The 17,271-nt window shown below is 46.7% G+C and carries 17 protein-coding genes; 13 read left to right on the top strand and 4 right to left on the bottom strand.

The genetic code is table 11. The annotated features are described in order from the left end of the window. Positions 1-21 precede the first annotated feature (21 nt). Entirely contained in the window at positions 22-507 is a 486-nt protein-coding gene (gene eco, locus BMX14_RS04920; RefSeq protein WP_092673656.1) for a serine protease inhibitor ecotin, read from the bottom strand. Positions 508-683: 176 nt separating this feature from the next. Here eco and hpxO point away from each other — a divergent pair, with 176 nt between their 5' ends. Next, entirely contained in the window at positions 684-1,841 is a 1,158-nt protein-coding gene (hpxO, locus tag BMX14_RS04915; RefSeq protein WP_092673653.1) for an FAD-dependent urate hydroxylase HpxO, read from the top strand. Here hpxO and guaD read toward each other — a convergent pair. Then, positions 1,838-3,154: a guanine deaminase gene (gene guaD / locus BMX14_RS04910; RefSeq protein WP_092673650.1), complete on the bottom strand. Its 1,317-nt coding sequence runs from the start codon at positions 3,152-3,154 to the stop codon at positions 1,838-1,840. The two genes, hpxO and guaD, sit on opposite strands and share 4 nt — an antisense overlap. Before the next feature lie 173 nt (positions 3,155-3,327). On the opposite strand from guaD, the gene ydfG reads away from it, so the two are divergent. From ydfG to BMX14_RS04895, 3 genes are all read left to right on the top strand, one after another. Further along, a complete protein-coding gene (gene ydfG / locus BMX14_RS04905; RefSeq protein ID WP_092673647.1) occupies positions 3,328-4,074 on the top strand; it encodes a bifunctional NADP-dependent 3-hydroxy acid dehydrogenase/3-hydroxypropionate dehydrogenase YdfG in 747 nt (248 codons plus the stop codon). Between the two features lie 79 nt (positions 4,075-4,153). After that, positions 4,154-4,489, top strand: a complete 336-nt coding sequence (locus BMX14_RS04900; protein ID WP_092673644.1) for a DUF1283 family protein — start codon at positions 4,154-4,156, stop codon at positions 4,487-4,489. A gap of 15 nt (positions 4,490-4,504) precedes the next feature. Beyond that, complete coding sequence (locus tag BMX14_RS04895) at positions 4,505-4,780, top strand: DUF1161 domain-containing protein (protein WP_092673642.1); 276 nt, start codon at positions 4,505-4,507, stop codon at positions 4,778-4,780. Between the two features lie 34 nt (positions 4,781-4,814). Here BMX14_RS04895 and bioD read toward each other — a convergent pair whose 3' ends face one another. Then, entirely contained in the window at positions 4,815-5,492 is a 678-nt protein-coding gene (gene bioD / locus BMX14_RS04890) for a dethiobiotin synthase (protein ID WP_230527302.1), read from the bottom strand. 358 nt (positions 5,493-5,850) lie between these two features. Between bioD and BMX14_RS04885 the strand changes: the two genes are divergently transcribed. From BMX14_RS04885 to BMX14_RS04860, 6 genes are all read left to right on the top strand, one after another. Next, positions 5,851-7,053 carry a sugar transporter gene (locus BMX14_RS04885; RefSeq protein ID WP_092674240.1) on the top strand — a complete coding sequence of 401 codons (1,203 nt, stop codon included), beginning with the start codon at positions 5,851-5,853 and terminating at the stop codon, positions 7,051-7,053. 107 nt (positions 7,054-7,160) lie between these two features. Then, entirely contained in the window at positions 7,161-8,102 is a 942-nt protein-coding gene (locus BMX14_RS04880; protein WP_230527300.1) for a LysR substrate-binding domain-containing protein, read from the top strand. A gap of 393 nt (positions 8,103-8,495) precedes the next feature. Beyond that, positions 8,496-9,248 (top strand): FNR family transcription factor, encoded by a 753-nt coding sequence (locus tag BMX14_RS04875; RefSeq protein ID WP_092673633.1) that lies wholly within the window; start codon positions 8,496-8,498, stop codon positions 9,246-9,248. 124 nt (positions 9,249-9,372) lie between these two features. Beyond that, positions 9,373-10,293: a universal stress protein UspE gene (gene uspE, locus BMX14_RS04870; protein ID WP_092673630.1), complete on the top strand. Its 921-nt coding sequence runs from the start codon at positions 9,373-9,375 to the stop codon at positions 10,291-10,293. A 169-nt stretch (positions 10,294-10,462) separates the two neighbouring features. Then, positions 10,463-11,416 (top strand): DUF1471 family protein YdgH, encoded by a 954-nt coding sequence (gene ydgH / locus BMX14_RS04865; RefSeq protein ID WP_092673627.1) that lies wholly within the window; start codon positions 10,463-10,465, stop codon positions 11,414-11,416. A gap of 210 nt (positions 11,417-11,626) precedes the next feature. Continuing rightward, positions 11,627-13,018: a basic amino acid/polyamine antiporter gene (locus BMX14_RS04860; RefSeq protein WP_092673624.1), complete on the top strand. Its 1,392-nt coding sequence runs from the start codon at positions 11,627-11,629 to the stop codon at positions 13,016-13,018. Positions 13,019-13,057: 39 nt separating this feature from the next. Here BMX14_RS04860 and BMX14_RS04855 read toward each other — a convergent pair whose 3' ends face one another. Next, positions 13,058-13,465 (bottom strand): hypothetical protein, encoded by a 408-nt coding sequence (locus tag BMX14_RS04855; protein WP_092673621.1) that lies wholly within the window; start codon positions 13,463-13,465, stop codon positions 13,058-13,060. Between the two features lie 161 nt (positions 13,466-13,626). On the opposite strand from BMX14_RS04855, the gene rstA reads away from it, so the two are divergent. From rstA to BMX14_RS04840, 3 genes are read left to right on the top strand one after another with little or no spacing between them, the layout of a single operon-like run. Beyond that, positions 13,627-14,355, top strand: coding sequence for a two-component system response regulator RstA (rstA, locus tag BMX14_RS04850; RefSeq protein ID WP_092673619.1), 729 nt, complete (start codon positions 13,627-13,629; stop codon positions 14,353-14,355). Continuing rightward, positions 14,352-15,677 (top strand): two-component system sensor histidine kinase RstB, encoded by a 1,326-nt coding sequence (gene rstB / locus BMX14_RS04845; protein WP_092673616.1) that lies wholly within the window; start codon positions 14,352-14,354, stop codon positions 15,675-15,677. The genes rstA and rstB overlap by 4 nt, the downstream gene beginning before the upstream one ends. Continuing rightward, a complete protein-coding gene (locus tag BMX14_RS04840) occupies positions 15,674-17,158 on the top strand; it encodes a carboxypeptidase M32 (RefSeq protein ID WP_092673613.1) in 1,485 nt (494 codons plus the stop codon). The genes rstB and BMX14_RS04840 overlap by 4 nt, the downstream gene beginning before the upstream one ends. The last annotated feature ends 113 nt before the right edge of the window (positions 17,159-17,271 follow it).

Below are 17,271 nucleotides of genomic sequence, written 5' to 3'. Positions count from 1 at the left end.
ACAGAGGGCGCTTCTTCTTCACTACTTCTGTTCCGCGTTCATAACCTTTGGGTTAGCTTGCCAAACGCGATACTTAACCTCTATATCTTGCGGAGCATAGACCACAATCGGCAGCTTACTATTGTAGCGGATGAAGCGTTGCGAGGTGTTCAACGGTAACGTGATAAATTTTTTCTGCAGTCTTTGATTGATACAGGCCATCTTGGTAGAAATTCGCCCTGGCTTTATGTCCACCTGATAATAGTCATACCCCCAACCCTGCACCGTTTCAGACGTCAGGGTCCCCATAAGCGATGTCGCATTACAGTCTACCTGCTCTTCTTTTCCTATGAGCAATTCAACTTGTTGATCATCTTCGTTGGTTAATACTGGGAGTTGAATAACGTGACGGTGTAACCCCGGTAGTGTGGCCGGATAAGCCTTCAATGGCTCACTGGCACTGACTGACATCGCAGTGAGTCCACTCAATCCGGTCAATACCCATCCTGCCAACTTTATTCTTTTCATAATCAGTCTCCTTAAGTGTTGTCCCTACAATAGTGCAATGTCCCTTTATGGTGCAAGCATATCACTCACCCGATGCGACGTGAGTGAATCATTTACCGCTGAAACCAATGAAACGTCAATATCACTCTTGGTACAAAAGTTGCAAAGACTGAGTATCTGTTAGCAAGGAGTTTACTATGAAAGCAATTGTCATTGGGGCGGGTATTGGTGGGATGTCGAGTGCAATAGCCCTTGAGAAAAAAGGGTTTTCGACTCAAGTATTCGAAGCGGTAAAAGAGATGAAACCGGTCGGCGCAGCCATCTCTATCTGGCCAAATGGGGTGAAGTGTCTGAATGCACTCGGCATGGGTGAAAAAATTAAAGCGATTGGTGGCGATATGCGCACCATGGCGTACTTTGATTATCGTAACGCTTCCCCCCTCACACAATTTAGTATGGCTCCTTTAGTCCAGCGTGTAGGGGAAAAACCTTACCCAGTGGTACGAGCCGAATTACAAAACATGCTTATTGACCACTATGGTAAAAGCCGGATTCAGTTTGGTATGCGACTTGTGGCCATCGATCAAAATAGTGAAGGCGTCACAGTCACCTTCGAAGATGGCTCACAGGCTCAAGGGGATTTTCTTATCGCCGCCGATGGCACTCACTCGGTTGCGCGTCCCTACGTGTTAGAGAAAGCGGCTCCGAGACGCTATGCCGGGTATGTGAACTGGAATGGGTTAGTCGCGGTAGATGAAGCGATCGCGCCCGCGTCGCAGTGGACAACCTATGTTGGTGAAGGCAAACGCGTGTCACTTATGCCGGTCAGTGAACAACGTTTTTACTTCTTTTTCGATGTCCCTTTACCTTTAGGATTAGCTGAAAACAGAGAAACCTTAAAAGCAGATCTCAAAAATTACTTTGCGGGTTGGTGCCCGGCGGTACAGACCTTGATCGATACCCTCGACGTTTCAACCACCAATCGTGTCGAAATCCACGATATCGACCCTTTTGATCAGTTTGTAAAAGGTCGCGTCGCGCTTCTTGGGGATGCCGCGCACAGTACGACTCCAGATATCGGCCAAGGAGGCTGCGCGGCTATCGAGGATGCCGTAGTGTTAGCCGAGATCCTAGCCAGTCACTCACTGGGTATTGAGGACAGCTTGCAGCGTTATCAGCAACGCCGAACGGTACGCACAAGAGATTTAGTCCTCAAAGCTCGTAAGCGTTGTGAAGTGACCCATGCCGTCAATCCGCAACAGACGGAGGCCTGGTACCAGGAACTACGCTCGGAGACCGGCGAACGTATTCTCGCCGGGCTATGCGAAACGATTGAAGGTGGCCCCTTAGGCTAAGCGTGCATCTCGTGGCGCTGGAAGGCACAGCGCCCATTTACCCAGGTTTGACGGATATTTCGCTCATCCCCCAGGGTCATCAATACAAACAGTCGCTCCCAAATATCGCGACACCGTGATTGTCGTAGCGTCTGTAAAGGCGTCACGGCGAAATCGATAACGATAAAGTCGGCCTCTTTGCCGGGCATAAAGCTGCCAATTTTGTCATCCAACGACAGAGAGACTGCTCCCCCTAAGGTAGCATGATAATAGGCTTCCGCTACCGTCAAGGAATAGTGCTGTAATTGCTGAACCTTATAAGCCTCAGACAAGGTACGTAATATCGAGAAACTGGTCCCTGCACCGATATCGGTACCCATCCCTATGTTAACCTTGTGCTGATGCGCCTTGCGTAAATTAAATAGACCGCTACCTAAGAATAGATTAGAGGTGGGACAAAAGCTGATAGACGACCCGGTTTCTGCCAAGCATTGCCATTCAGACTCCTCCAGATGGAGACAATGCGCAAACACACTTTTGGGGCCGGTTAACGCATAATGGTGGTAAACCGCGAGGTAATTGTGATGTTCGGGAAACAATTCGTTAACCCAGGCAATCTCTTGTGGGTTTTCACTGAGATGCGTTTGTATCCATACGTCTGGGTATTCACGTTTCAGCTGACTGACCGCACTCAGTAGTGCCGGTGTCGAGGTTGGTGCAAACCTTGGGGTTAATGCATAATGAAGGCGACCTTTGTTATGCCAGCGCTCGATTAACTGTTTGGTTTGCTGATAACTGTCCGATACCTCCTCACACAAGGCTTCTGGCACGAAACGATCCATCATGACCTTGCCCGCGATGATGCGCATTTCTCGTTGGTCCGCGGCTGCAAATAACGCCTCCGTCGCCCCATGATGCACCGACCCAAAGATCAAGGCTGAAGTGGTGCCGTTTTCTAAACACTGATCGAGGAATGTTGACGCCATCTGTTCGGCAAAAGCTGTATCCTGATATTCACTCTCCGCAGGAAAGGTATACTCTTCTAACCACTCTAACAGTTGCTCCCCCCATGAACCCACCATACCAATCTGCGGAAAATGGATATGCGTATCAACGAATCCTGGCATGATGAGCTTACCGCGCAAATCATAAAAGGTGTAGTCATGCCACTTAGGGGATTGGTCACGATTTTCCCACTCGAACAATGCATCGATTTTTCCTTGATTAATCAGTAGCAGCCCGTCTTCAATATAGCGAGCATGCTGACTGGCGAAGGTCACATCGTCTAAGCGAGACGTAAAATCGAAAAAAGACGCTCTGATTGCATAACGCATGAAAATTCCTTCTTAAAATTAAACGGTGTCGTGCAAGGCATATGCCAATTCCACTACCTGGAAGCGCCCCAATCACCTTGGCGATATCGCCATATTTTGTAAAGCAAAAATAGAGCGGCCTTAGAAAAGGGATGCTATGGTAAGTTCATCACTCATTCATTTAGGAAGCACGCATGATTATTTTAGTTACAGGTGTCACATCAGGTTTTGGTGAAGCGATTACTAAACATTTCATCAAACAGGGCCACAAAGTGATTGGTACTGGGCGTCGAGAAGAGCGTTTGCAAGCCCTAAAAAACCAGTTGGGTGATGACTTTTACCCTCTCGTACTTGATGTGAGAGATTATAGTGCGATAGCGCAGCAACTTTCGTCACTGCCTAATGCCTGGCAAGAAATAGATGTTGTCGTGAATAATGCTGGCCTAGCGCTGGGTCTGGGCCATGCACAAGAGGCTGACCCGAAAGATTGGGAAACCATGGTTGATACCAATACCAAAGGGGTAATGTATGTCTCTCGTGCCGTATTGCCTGCCATGGTGAAACGTAATAAAGGCCATATCATCAATATTGGTTCGACTGCAGGAAACTGGCCTTATGAAGGCGGAAACGTATACGGTGCGACGAAGGCATTCGTTCGACAATTTAGCTTGAATTTGCGGACCGACCTGCATGGCACAGCCGTTCGTGTCACCAATATCGAGCCAGGATTGGTTGGCGGGACAGAATTTTCAACTATTCGCTTTAAGGGTGATAACGATAAAGCGGCCAATGTTTATCAAGGTACGCAAGCACTGACGCCCGAAGATGTGACAGAGGCTGTCTATTGGGTCGCCACCCTACCCGCACATGTCAATATTAATACCCTTGAAATGATGCCAGTAAGTCAATCGTATGCGGGTTTACGTGTCGACAAATCTTAAGCGATCACCGTCTTAAATGGACGCGATTGTGCTAAACTTATTGGGTAAGCGTTATCGTATTAACTGTAAGGTAAAACCAATGAAGATTGCAACCAGGATGTTACCCGCAGCGTTACTACTAAGCTGCTTAGGCTCAGTGGCTCCGTCGGCGCTGGCTCAGACAGAGCACCTTATCATTGACAATGGCCACACCAACTATAGTAATGAGCTTTCTCGCGAGCATAAAGAACAGTGGGACGACACCCGTTCACTCCGTAAGAAAATGAATACGCGCAACGAAAAGGACTTCAATCGCCTCGATCGCGCCATCGATACGAAAGAAGCCTGTCAGCAAAGTCTTAACCTCAATGCTTATTGGGAACCGACAACGCTACGTTGTCTTGATCGCCAAACCGGACGCCCCGTTCAACCTTAATCTAAGGAAGAGGTCATGAAAAAATTAGGCTTAACATTATTGACGGTGATGGTGCTGGCCCCAACGCTATCCTATGCGTCATGCGAGTCAGTAAAAGCGGACATTCAGCAGAAAATAATCCAAAACGGTGTCGCGGAGTCGGCCTTTTCATTAGACGTTGTTCCTAATGACCAAGCTGAACAACAAGGCGGATTAGTCGTTGGACATTGTGAGAACGATCAGCAGAAAATTGTCTACAAGCGTACCGGCGATGATAATTCCGGTACGGCTTCCTCAACGGTTTCACCTTAATCATATCTTAACAGGGCGTAATGCCCTGTTTTTTTTAACGAGTAAAAAAGTTGGCCAGCGGCTGTGTAGTAAAATAGGCTGCAAGATCTTTTTGGTGGGCATGAGGAATATAGGGGATTTCCCCAATTTTAGGCGCGGCGATGTGCTGTGTGAGTAAGGTAATGAGTTGTTGATACTCTTCTAAACCGGGATTGATGCGGTTCGCTACCCACCCCACTACCTCCCCACCCTGCTGTAAAATGGATTCTGCCGTCAAAATGGCATGGTTAATACAGCCCAATTTTATTCCTACCACTAAAATAACGGGGATTTTTTGTTTAATCACCCAATCAGATAATGGATTCTGAGTATTAATTCGGCTATGCCACCCGCCAGTGCCTTCAATAACTAACCGCTCGACCTGCCCCTCAATAAACGACATCCCTGTGGTAAGTTGTCGTTCGTTAACCGTGGTAATGGCCCCAGTGCTGACCTCACTTCCCGTAAAAGGATAGGGATTAACCCTGTCATAATCCAGGGCGATGGTTGAAGCTTGCTGGAGTAATTGCGCATCGACACACTGTAAACCCTGTTCAGTCAGCTGGGCATTTTGCGATAACGGCTTATAGCCGGCGCAGACGATATCCTGTTGTCGGAGCATTTGTAATAATGCGAGTGAGACCACGGTCTTTCCTACGGCAGTATCAGTCCCCGTAATAAAAACTTTATTCACTATGATGTATTTCCCTAAATGCCAATCGAGAGAGCGTTAGTCTAATTAGTTCTTCTTAAGCGAGAATTGCGTTAACGCAAAGTTTATGTGGATTAACACCTCAGCGAATATTGAGGATTGAGACATGGGCAAGGGAGAGAGTCGCCTTTTATTGCCCAAAATAGGGACGTAAAAAGATTAAAATCCCTTGCTTATTGCCGCGAGTCACTATCGTAGTGGGAGGGTCAAAGATGGCGCCTGCTGACATATTGATTATACTGATTACAGTAGATGTTGAATCTGCATCCTTGACACTATATTGTGATCTATATCACGTTAATTTTGGGCAAATAAGAATTCTATGATTGTAGAACCTTCAATGACTTCCTCCCCTCAAGAGGATATTCCTCCCGTCCCGCGTAAAGTGGCATGGCTGCGAGTACTCTTGCTGGCGATCTCGGCTTTTATCTTCAATACTACGGAGTTTGTGCCGGTTGGCTTACTCTCAGACATCGCCACGTCTTACCAGATGAAGACGGCCGATGTCGGGATTATGTTGACTATCTACGCATGGTGTGTAGCTCTGCTCTCTTTACCGCTGATGTTGGTTACGCGTAATATTGAACGACGCTTTTTGTTGGTGGTATTACTTATTCTGTTCGCCATCAGCCATGTTTTGTCGGCGTTCGCTTGGGATTTTAATGCCCTAATTGCTTCTCGTATCGGCATTGCGATTACCCATGCGATTTTCTGGTCGATTAACGCCTCGTTGGTGATCCGCATTGCCCCGATGGGTAAGCGAACGCAAGCACTCAGTATGTTAGCAACGGGTACCGCCCTTGCCATGGTATTAGGGGTTCCTATTGGACGGATCATTGGCCAATATCTTGGGTGGCGTGCGACCTTTGGCTTAATTGGCGTCTCATCATTCATATTGATGATCATGCTTGCCCGTCTGCTACCTAAACTTCACAGTGAACACACTGGGTCGTTGAAGAGCGTGCCTGAACTCTTTCGTCGCCCACCGCTGGTCTGCCTCTATTTGCTGGTAACCATCGTGGTGACTGCACATTATACAGCCTACAGCTATATTGAGCCGTTTATCCAAGCGGTGGCTTTACAGAGCGCCAACTTTACTACCCTACTCCTGTTACTCTTCGGTGGTGCGGGAATTTTTGGTAGCACACTATTCAGCGCATTAGGAAAGAAATTCCCCTCAGGGCTTCTGCTTGGTGCGATTTTCCTCATCACCTTATGTATGGCGCTCCTCTATGTCACCGCAGGTCACAACATCGAAACTATTGCGCTCTGTGTGGTATGGGGGATCGCGATGATGATGATTAATTTGGCTCTACAAATCAGGGTGCTATCGCTCGCACCCGATGCAACAGATGTCGCCATGTCACTGATGTCCGGTATTTATAACATCGGTATTGGTGCAGGGGCGCTGTTAGGGGGACAAATTAGCAATGCACTGGGGCTGTCAGTGATTGGTTACGCCGGTGCAATATTCGGCTTGGTCAGTTTGCTCTGGTGTGCATGGAGTCTAAAACGCTACCCAAGCTTGCGCTCTAACCAATAAGTTAGCGCTATAGGGCAACCCTAAAACCCGCATTTACAGGCGGGTTTTTTTCTGACATAACATTATGCCTACCGATTAAATACAAATTTGTAACACAGGATAGGCTGGTGGATATTCAACGCTTCAATCAAAAAATCCGTCTCAGGCATTTTCACGCGCTGGCAGCGGTCGCTCAACAGAAATCGATCAGTGCTGCAGCGAAAACGCTGTCCATCAGCCAGCCTGCTTTATCAAAAACCCTTGCAGAATTAAAGCAGCTCTGTGGCTATGACATCATCATTCGGCAAGGGCAAGGGGTGATACTCACCCATGAAGCTCAGCAGTTACTTCCTCATGCTTTACAAATTCTCAATACCTTGCAACATGCCACGGATAGTTTGTTTGCACTGGAAACCTCCCCCGTTCAAGTTATCCGCTTAGCCGCGTTAACGACGGTAGCTATGGGAATTTTACCGAGGATTATCGATGCGTTTCATCATCGTAATCCCAACGTTCAGCTCCAAGTCTCGACACTGCATAATAACGTTCTACTCGCCGCACTCCGTGCGCGCGAATATGACCTTGGTATCGGTCGCCTTGCCGAAAAAAAATTTATGGATGGACTTGAGTATGAACTACTGTTTACTGAAAAAGTCAAGCTAGTGGTGAATCCTGCTCATCCCCTGTTAAAGGGGAATGTGAGTCTCGCCGCTGCAATGAACTGGCCGGTGGTAATTTCTCCTGAAGGTACAGCGCCTTGGCGTATTGCTCAACGGATCTTAGAGAGTCAAGCGTGCAGATTACCAGAGACACGTATCGAAACGTCTTCCACCTCTCTCGCTCGTCAATTAGCTCTCCACTACAATTATGTCTGGTTCGTTCCATCTGGTGCCGTACGGGAGGACTTATTGCATCAGGCCCTTTCCCCGCTGCCGTTAGTTTTCACCGATCCCGGTGAGGCGGTCGGTATCATCACGCCTACTGATGCCTTATTCAATACTACTGTCGAGAGATTGAAGACCGCGATCAGAGAACAATCTCAAACCTTAAACGAAAACACTTTTTTATGAATGGAAAATATCTTTTATCTATTTAAATTAGATAGTTAGGAATAAACATAGATTATAGAAAACTATTAAATAACCAAAAAGAATAAGATATAACTAAGGCTAACTAATATGATTATAAAATGCACGATAAGCGACGCTTTCAAGCATTTTTTCGTCGACATATCGTTAGATTGCTAATATTAATTACATTTATAAGTTCAATGTAACTAATGTATTATTTTGTAAAGTATAAATCTTAATAATTTCTATTATTAGCTTATATTATTGATTTTAAACAAAAGTAATGTCAGTTTTTTTTGTGAAAAAACAACGATAAATTGATCGCGGATAAGACCTTTTTTTCTTCGCGAAAAATGTTAGAGTATCTCCAGACAATAATGTGGAGTATTCATCATGCTGAGTGAAAAAAGATTAATCAAACGCGTCCCAGTTAATGGCAGTTCAATTCATTGCCAGGATTGCAGCATTAACCAACTTTGTATCCCTTTTACCCTTAACAACCATGAGCTTAATCAGCTCGATAATATTATTGAGCGCAAGAAACCGATTCAGAAATCGCAATCATTGTTCAAAGCTGGCGATGAATTAAAATCCCTCTATGCGCTGCGTTCAGGGACGTTAAAAAGCTATACCATCACCGAGCAAGGGGATGAGCAAATTACTGGTTTCCATCTTGCGGGTGATGTCATTGGCTTTGACGCCATCACGTCAGGTCACCACCCTTCTTTCGCTCAAGCGCTCGAAACCTCTATGGTTTGTGAGATCCCCTTCGATACACTGGATGATTTGGCTGGAAAAATGCCTGCTCTTCGTCATCAAATCATGCGACTTATGAGTGGCGAAATCAAAGCTGACCAAGAGATGATCCTGCTACTTTCTAAAAAGAATGCAGAGGAACGTTTAGCCGCTTTTATTTGGAATCTTTCGCAACGTTTTGGTCAACGGGGGTTTTCTCAACGTGAATTCCGACTGACAATGACCCGTGGAGATATTGGAAATTATTTGGGACTCACCGTAGAAACAATTAGTCGGTTATTGGGTCGTTTCCAAAAAAGCGGGATGCTATCTGTGAAAGGCAAGTACATTACTATTGAAAACCACGATATGCTGAATGCTCTGGCAGGCCATGCACAAAAATGCGCGTAAAGATACCCTAGATAAGCGAAACCGGATACGCTATGTTACTCAATAATGATGTTCCGGTTTTTTACCTCCTTTTCAATAAATCCGGACTATCCTTAGGTAACTACATGCACTGAGGGGTTGTCATATGACGCATTATCAAAATATTCTCGTGGCCATTGACCCAGATCAGGATGACCAACCCGCTCTTCGTCGTGCGGTGTATCTTAATCATCGACTGGGTGGCAAAATTACCGCATTTTTAGCCATTTATGACCTCTCCTATGAACTGACGACGGCGCTTGCGACGGAAGAAAGAGAGAGTATGCGTCAAGAGATGATCCAGCAACGTACAGAATGGCTTAAGTATCAAGCACGCGTCTATCTCGAGTCTGGGGTCGATATTGCACTGAAGGTGGTTTGGCACAATCGTCAACAAGATGCCATCCTCCAAGAGATTGAAACGGGGGATTATGACCTCGTGTTAAAAATGGCGCATCAATACGATCGATTGGAATCCGTCATATTCACTCCCACAGATTGGCAAATATTACGTAAAAGCCCTTGCCCGGTGTGGATGGTCAAAGACCAGCCCTGGCCGGAAGACGCTACCGCAGTTGTGGCCGTGAATTTGGCCAGCGACGACCAACAGCATGATGACCTTAATCGAAAACTGGTCCGTGAAACGCAGGCTTTAGCCTCCCAAGTAAACCAAACTGCGGTTCGACTTGTTGGGGCTTATCCCATCACGCCGGTAAATCTTGCCATTGAGCTTCCTGATTTCGATGCACAACGTTACAGTGATGCAGTTAGAGGTCAACATTTACTGGCTATGAAAGCGCTACGTCAGCCCTTCTCCATTGATAGCGCGCATACTTATGTCGAACAAGGCGAACCTGAAGAAGTAATCCCTGAAATTGCTGCACAACTCAATGCCGGTGTAGTCGTACTAGGGACATTTGGCCGTACCGGGTTTTCGGCCGCTTTCTTGGGCAATACAGCTGAGCAAGTCATCGACCATCTGCGCTGTGATCTGTTGGTGATGCGCCCTGATCTTTTACCTGAATAACCTATTGCCTATGAAGAGTCGTCAAGATTAAGGCGACTCTGCCCATCTCCCCCTCTTTTATAGACATTTGTCAAACAATTGACTAAGACAGCTTATCTTTTCCATGTAATAATCAGCTTTCAACAATTAACAATAAATTTTCTTTTCTGTGCAAGCTGAAGGACGTTTTATGAAATTTACTGCTACAGTTTTCGCTACAGCGCTTATTTCGCTAGGGCTGTCTACTGCCTTTGCCGCCCAAGAACTTAGCCCTAAAAAAGCCGCATCTCTGGCACCCTATAAAAGAATTAATTTCTCAGGCCGCTTTAATTCGTTGCTTGACGTGAGTAATGCCGTCTCGAAACGTGCAGACGATGCGGGTGCAGCCGGATTTTATGTTGTGTCAGTACACGACAGTAACAGTAATGGGGGGAACTGGCGGATCACTGCAGACCTTTACCTACCCGATGCCGCCCCTGCTCCTAAAGATCCTCAATACCGCTATATTAATGGTATTAAAGAGTTGCCTAAAGCCGAAGCCTATCGTCTAGAGCCTTACGATACCGTAAGCATTAGAGGCTTTTATCCTAGCCAACCGCAGGTCGAATATGCGATCTCCCGTGCGGCAAAAGCGAAGGATGCCGATGCCTTCTTTATTATCCGTCAAATTGCTGCGAACAATGGCGGTAACCAGTATGTCACGGCTTATGTGTATAAAGCCGATGCCCCGCAACGCGTCGTACAAAGTCCTGATGCGATTCCAGCCGACTCTCAAGCCGGTAAAGCTGCACTCGCTGCAGGGGGCGCAGCGGCCAAGAAAGTGGAAATTCCAGGCGTAGCCTCTTCAAATTCCGTCAGTGAAAGTGTTGGGCGTTTTTATGAAACCCGAACGTCGACCAATAAGCGTTATACCGTTTCACTCCCACAAGGCGGGAAGATCCAAGAGGTGAACGATATCACGGCTGCACAGATGACCCCTTTCGATACGGTAACCCTTACCGCACATTTCGGTAATCCAACTGAGATGTCGACCGCTATTGCCCGCCGAGCGGCAGATAAAGGCGCGAAGTATTACCATATTACCCGCCAGTGGCAGAACCAAAGTGGCGGTAACCTTACCGTGACCGCAGAACTGTTCAAATAACGACTTAAGCACCTGAGGGTGCTTTTTTTCATTACCTAGTGCATAAATAATCATTTTTTCGCATTTATACTCATTGCATTCTTACCCTTCAATTCGTAGAATCAGCGCCCTAACTCGATCCATAAAATATGTTGTGATGCTTTCTTTTCTTAGCATCACCTGCTGCTTTAGTAGGCTTATCGAGACTTTTTAGCAAGTTAGTAGGTGTTTATGACCGGTAAGAAAATAGGTGTGGGTGCACTCACCGCGTTAGTCCTCAGCTCCATGCTCGGCGCGGGTGTATTCAGCCTCCCTCAAAATATGGCCGCCGTCTCGGGTTCTGAAGCCTTAGTGATCGGGTGGTCAATCACCGGTATCGGAATCCTTTTTTTGGCGACAGCCATGCTTTATCTCTCGCGCTTGCGACCCGATTTAGATGGCGGGATTTTCACCTATGCCGAAGATGGCTTCGGTAAAACGATTGGTTTCCTCTCTGCTTGGGGCTATTGGCTCTGTGCAGTGATCGCTAACGTGTCGTATTTAGTCGTGGTTTTCTCTGCACTCAGTTTCTTCACTGACTCCCCCGGACACGTAGTGTTCGGAGACGGCAACACCTGGCAATCGATGTTAGGGGCCTCAATATTATTATGGATTATTCACGCACTTATTACTCGCGGCGTCCAAACCGCGGCGAGCATAAACCTGCTTGCTACCCTCGGTAAGCTAGTGCCCTTAGTCCTCTTTATTGTCGTCGGGATAATGCATTTCGACTATCGCCAATTCTCATTTGATTTTTCAGGGAGTCAATTACATCTACCGGTATGGTCACAGGTTAAGCAGACGATGCTCATTACACTGTGGGTCTTCATTGGTGTAGAAGGCGCTGTGGTGGTCTCCGGGCGTGCGAAAAATAAGAATGATATCGGTAAGGCAACACTTTTCGCCGTAATTTCAGCGCTGATTGTCTATTTATTGGTGACGATACTGTCACTCGGGATTATTCCACGAGAGACCCTCGCCACCATGAAAAATCCGTCTATGGGCGGGTTACTGGTAGCAATGATCGGCCCTTATGGGTATTGGATTATCGTGGGGGGGATTATTCTCTCGGTCTCTGGTGCTTACCTAAGCTGGACCATTATGGCCGCAGAAATCCCTTTTATCGCGGCCAAACGCGGTGCATTCCCCAAAGTCATCGCGAGACAGAACCAAGCAGATGCCCCGATTGGCAGTCTGTGGATGACCAATATTAGCGTTCAACTCTGTTTAATCGCGATAGCTTTCTTTCATCTTGATTACAGTACGTTATTGATCATCGCGTCAGAGATGGTGCTGGTCCCTTATCTGTTGGTTGGATTGTTCTTAGCTAAAATCAGTTATCAAATGCGCAGCTATCGACCACTGCTAATCGGTATTGGTGCGACATTATATGGGATTTGGTTACTCTACGCGTCAGGCCTCGAACATCTCATGATGTCGCTCACCCTTTACGCGCCTGGCCTGTTAGTTTTTCTCTATGCGGGATGGCAACATCGCCAACACTATCAACTGCGGACGGTAGATAAAGTGATAATCTTCGCGATAATCTTTAGTGGTGTGGCAATCAGTCTGAGTAAGTTATAGTGGCTTAAGGCTGTCCATGCGAGGATGGCCTTTGATCCCTCAGCGGAACTCAAAGCGAACATGCAGAAAATCATTTTCTTGATGCAGAGAAACTGATTTTCGATACTCCGTATGAATAAGTGCGATTTGATGGTCTGACAGCGAATAAGGTAATTGAATGGTAAAATGTTTAATATTTTGTTGTTCGGCAAGAACTAATAATCGGGCAATATTCATTTCGTCGCTGACTTGAGTCGAAATAATTTGTAATGCCAATTCTTTGAAATATTCAACCGTTTCCAGTTTATTATGTGCTGATTTACGAGTCACTACGCCAAAGATAGGGAGAACTCCGTAGATCGCATCAACGAATCGCCATTTCTTCTTACATGAAGCTAAAAGCAAGCTACTGTAATTAAATGAAATAGAGTCATTATTTTTGATTGTTGATGTCGATGGCGTTGGCACATCATCCCCCAGTGTTCGTCAGTTTTACCATATCTCAGCGGCGCTTATAGTCGCATATAATTACGTTATTATACCAGCAAGAGATGCCTTTTTCGTGATAACGTAGCTATAATTTCCAGTAACGTTGTTTTATTGTTAAATAAAAAAGAATTTTGTTAAAAATGAATAAAATAGTTTACGTTGAAGATGAAATTGAGATCGGCGAATTAATTTCTGCCTACTTAAAAAAACATGATATTGAAGTGATCATTGAAACACGAGGTGACCGCGCAGAAGCGACGATTTTAGCCGCCAAACCTGACCTCGTGTTGCTCGATATAATGTTGCCAGGTAAAGATGGACTGTCTCTTTGTCGCGATCTGCGCACTCAATGGCAAGGTCCAATCGTATTACTGACCTCGTTAGACAGCGATATGAATCATATTTTAGCGCTAGAGATTGGCGCAAATGACTATATCCTTAAAACCACCCCCCCTGCAGTATTACTGGCGAGGTTGCGTTTACATCTGCGTCAAAGTCAGCCATCGACCTCTTCCGAAGAACGGCCGAGCGCGACCCGTCAAAGCCGTGTCATTACTTTTGGCAAACTCACCATTGATATGGCGAACCGCCAAGTCACGTTAGACAGCGAGATTATCGGCCTATCTACCGCTGATTTTGACCTATTATGGGAACTCGCCAGTCATGCGGGGCAGATTTTGAACCGGGATGTGTTACTCCAGACATTGCGGGGGGTCAGTTACGACGGGATGGACCGGAGTATTGACGTGGCAATTTCGCGCTTACGTAAGAAACTCTACGACAGCGCCACTGAACCTTTTCGCATCAAGACGATCCGTAATAAAGGGTATCTGTTTGCCCCGCAAGCGTGGGAAGCCGACTCAGAATGAAAAAATTATTCATTCAATTCTACCTATTATTATTTGTCTGCTTTATCGTCATGACGTTGCTAGTCGGCCTGGTCTATAAGATGACGGCAGAGCGTGCGGGCCGACAGTCAATGAATGATCTTATGGCCAGTTCGCTGTCGCTAATGCGCAGTGAACTTCGAGAAATCCCCCCTAAAGATTGGAACAGTACGGTTGATAACCTCGACCTTAATCTCTCTTTTAAGCTTCATATTGAGCCACTGACCAACTATCAATTACCGGCGGCTGATATGCGCCGGTTACATGCCGGTGAAATTGTCGCCTTAGACGACCAGTATACCTTTATTCAGCACATTCCTCGCAGCCACTATGTCTTATCTGTCGGTCCCATCCCCTATCTCTTTTTTCTCCATCAGATGCGTATGCTTGATCTGCTGCTATTAACCTTCATTGCCATGTCATTGGCTTTGCCGGTATTTATTTGGATGCGTCCACATTGGCAAGAAATGCTGAAATTAGAAAAGATGGCACAACGATTTGGTGAGGGTGACTTAGATGCGCGAACACAATTCGAGAATACATCCAGTCTCTATCGACTGGGAGTCGCCTTCAATCAGATGGCCGATAATATTAAAGACTTAGTCGCCAGTAAAAAATTGCTTATCGATGGGATTGCGCATGAATTGCGTACTCCGTTAGTGCGTTTACGCTATCGCTTAGCGATGAGTGATAACTTATCGCCGGCGGAATCGACCGCCTTAAATCGTGATATCGGACAACTCGAGGCGCTGATCCAAGAGTTATTAACCTTTGCTCGCCTCGACCGGCCGCAAGTCGCCCTCTCCTTACAACAGATTGACCTACGTGAGTGGCTGATTGAATGGGTTGATGATTTACGCGTGATCCGTGCGGATAAAACGATCCAACTGGATGTACCACCACAAGCCGCGTGCCATACCACAGACAATCGTTTAATGGAGCGTGTCCTCGATAATCTGGTGAATAATGCCTTACGTTATGCAGATCAACGATTGCGGATCAGTTTGTGGTTTGACTCTCAATGTGGTTATTTACAAGTCGAAGATGATGGACCGGGGATCCCCGCCGAGCAACGGGCTAAGATCTTTGAGCCTTTTGTCCGTCTAGACCCAAGTCGTGATCGTGCAACGGGGGGATGTGGCTTAGGCTTAGCTATCGTCCATTCCATTGCTCAAGCCTTTCAAGGCTCTATTCGGGCAGAAAGTAGTCCGTTGGGGGGAGCCTGTTTACGTTTTAGTTGGCCCCTTAATTCATTTACTCCCGATACTTCACTGCTTACCGCTGCGCACAAGGATAATTTATGAAAGCTTACCAAGCTCTGACTGAACGTTTTCAACGCTTAGCCCGGCTCGATCACCTCTCTGCTATTGCCGGATGGGATATGCAGACCATGATGCCAAGTGGCGGTAGTGATGCACGAGGAGAAGCATTAGCCGAACTCAGTGTGATGCATCATGAAATTCTCGTGCAAGCCAGCACGGCGGAGTTGATCGCTCAGGCTCAACACGAGGCATTAGATAGCGTTCAGCAAGCTAATCTTCACGAAATCTCACGTCATTATAATGATGCTGCCTTATTACCCACCGAACTGGTGGAAGCTCAAGCCCTCGCGGGAAGTCGTTGCGAACGAGCGTGGCGTCAGCAGCGCATTGAGAATGACTGGCAAGGATTTCAGCGCAACCTCGTTCCTGTCGTCGAACTCGCCCGCCAAGAGGCACAACTCCGGGCGCAAGCACTTGGCGTTTCGCCCTATGATGGACTCCTTAATCTCTACGAGCCGGGAATGACTAGCCAACGACTCGATACGCTTTTTGGTGAGTTGATCGGATGGTTACCTGATCTTCTCCAACAAGTTGTCGCAAAACAGCCCTCACGCACAGCCTTACCAACGCAGCGTATCTATCCTATTTCACAGCAAAAAGCCTTAGCTGAGTCCGTCATGCAACTGCTGGACTTTGATTTTGAACATGGTCGTCTTGATATCAGCGCCCATCCTTTCTGTGGTGGAGTATCGACTGATGTGCGCATCACTACGCGCTATGATACCACTGAATTTCTCAGTGCCTTGATGGGGGTAATTCACGAAACTGGCCATGCACGTTATGAACAAAATCTGCCTAAACAGTGGTCAGGCCAACCTATTGGACTAGCACGTTCCACTGCTATTCATGAGTCACAGAGTCTATTCTTAGAAATGCAACTTGGGCGTAGTAAGGCGTTTTTACAACGTCTGCACCCTCTCATTTGTCAACATTTAACGGCCGCCACTGACCTTTCCCTTGACGATTTAGTGAAACAAGTCCAGCACGTGAGTCCTGGCCTTATACGTGTGGATGCAGACGAGGTCAGCTATCCAGCTCATGTTATCCTGCGTTATGAAATTGAACGGTCACTGATCAATGGTGAGGTTGAGGTCGGCGATATCCCTGATTTATGGAATGACACAATGCAGCGTTACCTTGGCTTAAGTACTGCGGGTGATTATCGCAATGGTTGTATGCAGGATATTCACTGGACAGATGGTTCCTTTGGCTATTTTCCTACCTACACACTAGGTGCCATGTATGCGGCGCAACTTTTCAATAGCCTCCAGCAACAACTCCCGAGCATTGACGAAGCCATCACACTCGGGGATTTGAAGCCTATTTTCGACTGGCTTAACCACGCTATTTGGCGTCAAGGCAGCCGATACTCCGTCGACGCGCTAATGCAACAGGCCACGGGGGAAACGCTGAATCCTAAATGGTTTAGGCAGCACTTGGAGCGCCGTTATTTGGGTAGGTAGTCGGGTTGTACATACCGTTACATACCGATACCAATCACCAACGGACAGTTTTCGGGATTCCTCATATAGTGATTCTACCAGCTCCGCAGTGAGCTATCCGATAATGTGATATT

Origin of the sequence: Rosenbergiella nectarea, assembly GCF_900111105.1 — a bacterium.
Lineage (GTDB): Bacteria > Pseudomonadota > Gammaproteobacteria > Enterobacterales > Enterobacteriaceae > Rosenbergiella > Rosenbergiella nectarea.
The sequence above is the reverse complement of the archived record's forward strand: the minus strand, read 5'-3'. Positions and strand labels throughout refer to the sequence as shown.

What these genes read in the sequence shown, in the direction of transcription:
- eco (WP_092673656.1), bottom strand. Translation starts at nt 507, where the DNA reads ATGAAAAGAATAAAGTTGGCAGGATGGGTATTGACCGGATTGAGTGGA.
- hpxO (WP_092673653.1), top strand. Translation starts at nt 684, where the DNA reads ATGAAAGCAATTGTCATTGGGGCGGGTATTGGTGGGATGTCGAGTGCA.
- guaD (WP_092673650.1), bottom strand. Translation starts at nt 3,154, where the DNA reads ATGCGTTATGCAATCAGAGCGTCTTTTTTCGATTTTACGTCTCGCTTA.
- ydfG (WP_092673647.1), top strand. Translation starts at nt 3,328, where the DNA reads ATGATTATTTTAGTTACAGGTGTCACATCAGGTTTTGGTGAAGCGATT.
- BMX14_RS04900 (WP_092673644.1), top strand. Translation starts at nt 4,154, where the DNA reads ATGAAGATTGCAACCAGGATGTTACCCGCAGCGTTACTACTAAGCTGC.
- BMX14_RS04895 (WP_092673642.1), top strand. Translation starts at nt 4,505, where the DNA reads ATGAAAAAATTAGGCTTAACATTATTGACGGTGATGGTGCTGGCCCCA.
- BMX14_RS04885 (WP_092674240.1), top strand. Translation starts at nt 5,851, where the DNA reads ATGACTTCCTCCCCTCAAGAGGATATTCCTCCCGTCCCGCGTAAAGTG.
- BMX14_RS04875 (WP_092673633.1), top strand. Translation starts at nt 8,496, where the DNA reads ATGCTGAGTGAAAAAAGATTAATCAAACGCGTCCCAGTTAATGGCAGT.
- uspE (WP_092673630.1), top strand. Translation starts at nt 9,373, where the DNA reads ATGACGCATTATCAAAATATTCTCGTGGCCATTGACCCAGATCAGGAT.
- ydgH (WP_092673627.1), top strand. Translation starts at nt 10,463, where the DNA reads ATGAAATTTACTGCTACAGTTTTCGCTACAGCGCTTATTTCGCTAGGG.
- BMX14_RS04860 (WP_092673624.1), top strand. Translation starts at nt 11,627, where the DNA reads ATGACCGGTAAGAAAATAGGTGTGGGTGCACTCACCGCGTTAGTCCTC.
- rstA (WP_092673619.1), top strand. Translation starts at nt 13,627, where the DNA reads ATGAATAAAATAGTTTACGTTGAAGATGAAATTGAGATCGGCGAATTA.
- rstB (WP_092673616.1), top strand. Translation starts at nt 14,352, where the DNA reads ATGAAAAAATTATTCATTCAATTCTACCTATTATTATTTGTCTGCTTT.
- BMX14_RS04840 (WP_092673613.1), top strand. Translation starts at nt 15,674, where the DNA reads ATGAAAGCTTACCAAGCTCTGACTGAACGTTTTCAACGCTTAGCCCGG.